The 5,048-nt window shown below is 65.3% G+C and carries 7 protein-coding genes and 1 other RNA gene; 6 read left to right on the top strand and 2 right to left on the bottom strand.

Features of this window, described 5'->3' with window-relative positions:
- Positions 1 to 304 precede the first annotated feature (304 nt).
- Positions 305 to 709 carry a DUF6165 family protein gene (locus DBR20_RS18085; protein WP_100463379.1) on the top strand — a complete coding sequence of 135 codons (405 nt, stop codon included), beginning with the start codon at positions 305 to 307 and terminating at the stop codon, positions 707 to 709.
- 118 nt (positions 710 to 827) lie between these two features.
- Here DBR20_RS18085 and DBR20_RS18090 read toward each other — a convergent pair whose 3' ends face one another.
- Positions 828 to 1,874 (bottom strand): glycosyltransferase family 9 protein, encoded by a 1,047-nt coding sequence (locus DBR20_RS18090; RefSeq protein ID WP_108267436.1) that lies wholly within the window; start codon positions 1,872 to 1,874, stop codon positions 828 to 830.
- 20 nt (positions 1,875 to 1,894) lie between these two features.
- Here DBR20_RS18090 and DBR20_RS18095 point away from each other — a divergent pair, with 20 nt between their 5' ends.
- From DBR20_RS18095 to DBR20_RS18105, 3 genes are read left to right on the top strand one after another with little or no spacing between them, the layout of a single operon-like run.
- Positions 1,895 to 2,644 (top strand): 3-deoxy-D-manno-octulosonic acid kinase, encoded by a 750-nt coding sequence (locus DBR20_RS18095; RefSeq protein WP_089239126.1) that lies wholly within the window; start codon positions 1,895 to 1,897, stop codon positions 2,642 to 2,644.
- The gene (locus DBR20_RS18100; protein WP_108267438.1) at positions 2,644 to 3,411 is read left to right on the top strand and encodes an MBL fold metallo-hydrolase; all 768 of its coding nucleotides are present in this window, start codon (positions 2,644 to 2,646) and stop codon (positions 3,409 to 3,411) included. The genes DBR20_RS18095 and DBR20_RS18100 overlap by 1 nt, the downstream gene beginning before the upstream one ends.
- On the top strand, positions 3,408 to 3,797 hold the full coding sequence (locus DBR20_RS18105; RefSeq protein ID WP_108267441.1) for a DUF4440 domain-containing protein: 390 nt from the start codon (positions 3,408 to 3,410) through the stop codon (positions 3,795 to 3,797). The genes DBR20_RS18100 and DBR20_RS18105 overlap by 4 nt, the downstream gene beginning before the upstream one ends.
- 77 nt (positions 3,798 to 3,874) lie before the next feature.
- Here the strand turns inward: DBR20_RS18105 and ffs are convergent.
- Positions 3,875 to 3,971, bottom strand: an RNA gene (gene ffs / locus DBR20_RS18110) — signal recognition particle sRNA small type.
- Positions 3,972 to 4,270: 299 nt separating this feature from the next.
- On the opposite strand from ffs, the gene sugE reads away from it, so the two are divergent.
- Positions 4,271 to 4,588, top strand: coding sequence for a quaternary ammonium compound efflux SMR transporter SugE (gene sugE / locus DBR20_RS18115; RefSeq protein ID WP_089239132.1), 318 nt, complete (start codon positions 4,271 to 4,273; stop codon positions 4,586 to 4,588).
- Between the two features lie 367 nt (positions 4,589 to 4,955).
- Positions 4,956 to 5,048: ESPR domain-containing protein (locus DBR20_RS23455; RefSeq protein WP_258223422.1), on the top strand; the 93-nt coding region annotated here is incomplete at its 3' end.

Raw genomic sequence — 5,048 nt, forward strand, 5'->3', positions numbered from 1 at the left:
GGAAATGGGTGCATGCGGAGTTCCACGGCAGAGGGGTGAAGTGCGGTCCCGCCACTTCCCCGCTGCATGAACGTGCTGATATCGCGTGATATCAACGCGTTACGGTGTGAGCGCAGGGAGTGCAGCGCTCCAGTCCGTCGGGGTCGGGTCGGGAGAGTCCAGCGCGCAGGCCGTCTCTCCCGATCACTAACGGATGGACAGCGGGTTCTCCCCCAGTCCTGCCTTGAGGACCCATGCAACGAAGGGGCGAAGCGTTCGCGCGGCACGGGTTACCATGTGCGCATCACCTGCTGGAGCTCCCTCGATGACCGCTGAAATCCTCGTCCCCGTTTCATTCGGCGAGCTGCTGGACAAGATCTCGATCCTGCAGATCAAGTCCGAGCGCATCAGTGACGAAGGCAAGCTGGTCAACGTCCGCAAGGAGCTGTCCGCGCTGGAGACCACCTGGATGGCGCACCCGGCGGCAGTGAAGGACATCGCCAAGCTGCGTGCCGAGCTGAAGACGGTCAACGAGCAGCTGTGGGAGATCGAGGACGACATCCGCCTGAAGGACAAGGCGCAGGCCTTCGATCAGGGGTTCATCGACCTGGCGCGCAGCGTGTACCTGCGCAACGACGAACGCGCGCGGATCAAGAAGGCGATCAACCTGGCGCTGGGCTCGGCCTACGTGGAAGAAAAGTCCTACCAGGACTACACGCAGCGCGCGTAATCCCACGTAGCCCGATGCAATGGATCCACGCCATGCGTGGATGCAGCCGCCGGGCTGCGGGACGGTGCGGACCAAGGTCCGCACCAATCAGATCCCGCTCAACCGTTCGGTCCGCCACTTACCCCAGGTGGTCGGCCACGTAGCGCTCGAACGCGGCAATGCCGTCCTCGACGGTGATCAGTTCCATCACGTCGTCGAATTCGATCTTGGTGCCCCACTTGAGGTCGGCTGCCTGCTTGCCCAGGTACTTGCGCGCTGCGTCGTCGTAGCGGTCCGCGCAGTAGCGGCGGTCCGAGTACGGGCCGCTGCGGTTCGGGTTGCTGGCCGCATGCAGGCCCAGCACTTTGGTGCCCATCGCGTTGGCGATGTGCATCGGGCCCGAGTCCGGCGTCATCACCAGGTTGGCGCGGGCCAGCAATGCTGGCAACTGCTTGAGCGTGTCCTTGCCGACCAGGTCCAGCGCCGGAACGTCCAGCTGGGCCAGGATGGCGTCGGCCATGCTGCGCTCCAGTTCGCTGCGGCCGCCGCACAGCACGATCCGCCAGCCGCGCGCGACGGCATGGTTGGCGACCTCGGCATAGCGGTCGGCGTACCAGTTGCGGCGCACGTGGCTGGAGCAGGGCGAGATCATCAGCACCGGCTGGCCATCGTCCTGCCATTGCGCAGCGGCCCAGTCATAGGCGGCCTGCGGCACGGCCAGGTCCCAGCTGACGTCGGTCTGGCGCAGGCCCAGCGGCTCGCAGAAGCTGCCGATGGCGTCGAGCACATGGATGCCCGGGCGATCAGCGATGCGTTCGTTGATGAAGAGGCCGTGCAGGTCCTTGGAGCGGCTGCGGTCGTAACCGATGCGACGCTCGGCAGGAATGAAGGCCGACAGCACGTTTGCGCGGAATGCCACCTGCATCTGCAGCAGCGCCTCGAAACGCCCGGGCGGCAGCTGCTTGCGCAGTTCCTTCACCCCGGCCATGCCGGTCTTCTTGTCGTAGGCGTGGAAGGTGACGCCCGGCAGGCCATCAAGCAGCTTCTGCCCGACCTTGTCGATGATCCAGTGGATCGGCGTGTCCGGGCGCGCGGCCTGCAGGGTGCGCACCAGCGGCACTACGTGGGTCACATCGCCAAGAGCGGACAGGCGCAGAAGACACAAGGAGGAGGACGCTGATGCCATGTGTTGTTAGACTCAAAGGAATGGTCGCATTCGACGCCAATGAAGCGCTGACGCCATGCCGCGAGGGTCGCGGCATCGGGGCCATTCTGTTCGACCGCGAGCGGCTGCGGCAAGCCGACATCGGTCTGTTCTCGCCACAGCACTGGGCCGGCAAGGCCCGGCCGGTGGGTGAGGGCGGCCGCGGCAGCGCCTGGTTCGTGGATGCGCCGTTCGGTCCCAGCGTGCTGCGGCACTACCTGCGCGGGGGGCTGGCGGCCCGGATCAGCCACGACCAGTACATCTGGCGGGGGGCGGACCGGACCCGCAGTTTTGCCGAATTCCGGCTGATGCGCGCACTGCGCGAGAAGAAGCTGCCGGTGCCCAGGCCGATTGCCGCCTTCTACATGCGTGAGGGCCTGCGCTACCGCGCCGCGATCCTGATGGAACGGATCGAAGGGGTGCGCTCGCTGGCCGACCGCGCACTGGTGGCCGGGCGCGGTGCGCCGTGGGAGGAAACCGGGCGGATGATCGCGCGCTTCCACCGTGCCGGCCTGGACCATGCCGATCTCAACGCGCACAACATCCTGTTCGACGGCAACGGCCATGGCTGGCTGATCGACTTCGATCGCGGGGTGATCCGCATCCCGGCCACGGCCTGGCGCGAGCGCAATCTCAAGCGCCTGCTGCGCTCGCTGATCAAGCTGCGCGGCGAGCGCAGCGTGGAAGACGTGGAAAAAGACTACGCGCGCCTGCGTCGCGCCTATGACATGGCCTGGAACCGGGGCACCTGATGGACTGGTCGTTGCGTTTCCTCGGCGTCGGCAATGCGTCGGCGGTCGAGCTGGGTTCGCCGATGTCGGTGATCGAGCGTGATGGACGGCCGTGGCTGACCATCGACTGTGGTGGTGAAGGCCTGACCGCGTTCAAGGCGCACTACGGGCATCTGCCTCAGGCGTTGTTCGTCACCCATGTACACCTGGACCACGTGGCCGGTTTCGAACGGCTGTTCGTGGATACCTTCTTCAGCGCGCAGCGGCGCGGCAAGGTGCGCCTGTACGTGCCGGCCACCGTGGTGCCATTGCTGCACAAGCGCATCGGCGATTACCCGAACGTGCTGGCAGAGGGCGGTGCCAACTTCTGGGATGCCTTCCAGCTGATCGTGGTGGGCGATGCGTTCTGGCACGAAGGCGTGCGCCTGGAGGTGTTCCCGGTGCGCCACCACTGGCCGGAGACGGCCTATGGCCTGCGCCTGCAGGGCGCGCTGACCTGGAGTGGCGATACCCGGCCGATTCCGGAAATGCTGGCGCGCTTTGCCAACGACAATGAACTGATCGCCCACGATTGCGGGTTGCATGGCAATCCTTCGCATACCGGGGTGGATGACCTGGAACGCGAGTACAGCGCCGAACTGCAGGCACGGATGATGCTGTACCACTACGCCAGCGTGGCCGATGGCCAGGCCCTGGCCGAACGCGGGCACCGGGTGGCACAGCCCGGCCAGTGCGTTGTGCTGGCCCCGCCGACCACCCCGCACGTGCTGGCGCAGGATCCGCCGTGAGCAGCGCTGGCCACGCCGCAATGCCGGCGTTGGCTGCCGAGCTGGAGCGGCTGGAACGTGCGCTGCATTGCCCGCAGCTGCGCGCAGATCATCAGCGCTTGGCGGCATTGCTGGATGAGGATTTCAGCGAGATCGGCAGCTCCGGCCAGTGCTACGGCCGTGAAGCCGCGCTGGAAGAGATCCCGCTGGAGCGTGCGCAGGTGGTGATCGAGTCGGACCAGTACACCGTGTGGATGCTGGCAGAGGGGCTGGCCCAGGTGCGTTACCGCAGTCGCTATCACGTCGATGGTCAACCGCAGCGCTGGGTGCTGCGCAGCTCGCTGTGGCGTATGCATTCAACAGGCTGGCGGGTGGCGTTCCATCAGGGTACGCCCGAGGCACGATAGCGCCCGGCCATGCCCGGCGAAGGGCGCCAACCAAGGTTGGCATCTACCAGAGCGGGGTATCGCCTGAAAAGGCGGTGGCCCCGCCGGCTGACCTCGGCGCCCGCGTCGATCGATACCGTTGCTGCCTTCCGGCCCTGGCGGAGTTTTCGACCTAGCGTCGCGAGGGGCCGACGGGGCCACCATAGAGACGTTGGCCGCCCGGAGGCGGCCGATTCACGGATCAGGGGAAGCAGCGCGTCGTGCGCCGGAGACCACAGCCGGACTGCGCATCAGTTGACCGATGGCAGACGCGCATTCTAGCGCAGGCATGGGTGCTGACGCCAGCTTCACGCGCTGAATCCGATGTAACCCGTTGCCTGCGGCATCGGCCCAGGGCTGCCGCCGTTGCTAGAATCCGGCCGCAGGAGGAACGACCTCCCCCACATCGGGATTCAATGACCAGGACGGCCTGGCCCTACCAAAGGAGGGCTGTCATGGCCTGGATCTATCTGTTGTTTGCCGGCCTGCTGGAAATCGTCTGGGCCGTGTCGATGAAGCAATCTGAAGGCTTCACCAAACTCACCCCCACCGTCATCACCATCGTCGGCATGATCGCCAGCTTCTGGCTGCTGGCCGTCGCCATGCGCAGCCTGCCGCTGGGCACCGCTTATACGATCTGGACCGGTATCGGCGCGGTCGGTGCCTTCGTGGTCGGCATCGTGTTCCTGGGGGAGCAGGTCAACCCGATGCGGATTGGCGCGGCGGTACTGATCGTCGCCGGCCTGGTGCTGATGAAACTCTCCAGCAGCTGAGGCCGGTAACGGGTGCGGCGGGAATAGGGATATTCCCGTTTTGCCGGAACAAGAGAATGTGCATTTTCGGCAAAGTCGTGACGACTGCCGTGATTATTTGACGGCCATCATGAAAATAACGTGCCGGATTCACGTGGTGCTGGCGGCGACGGTCGCACAGTGCGCCCATTCGTCAAGCGAAACCGGGGAGTTTTCGCGGTGACGGACGTGCAGGGGCGCAGTTCCTGCAACGCTCTGACGTGAAAGTGTGATCGTTTTCCAGGGTTGATACCGCAGGTCTTGTTCCCCGGGTGGAGCAGGGCGGGACGACATCACCTCAAAAAAAACCTGCCTGCTGTGCCACCGGTCAATTCATGGAGATTTACCGATGAACCGCATTTACCGTCTGGTCTTCAACCGTGCCCTTGGCGTGATGCAGGTGGCCTCGGAAATCACCCAGAATCCGACGGGAGGCGGTAAA

The organism is Stenotrophomonas sp. HMWF023 (assembly GCF_003060985.1).
In the GTDB taxonomy this organism is placed as follows: domain Bacteria; phylum Pseudomonadota; class Gammaproteobacteria; order Xanthomonadales; family Xanthomonadaceae; genus Stenotrophomonas; species Stenotrophomonas lactitubi.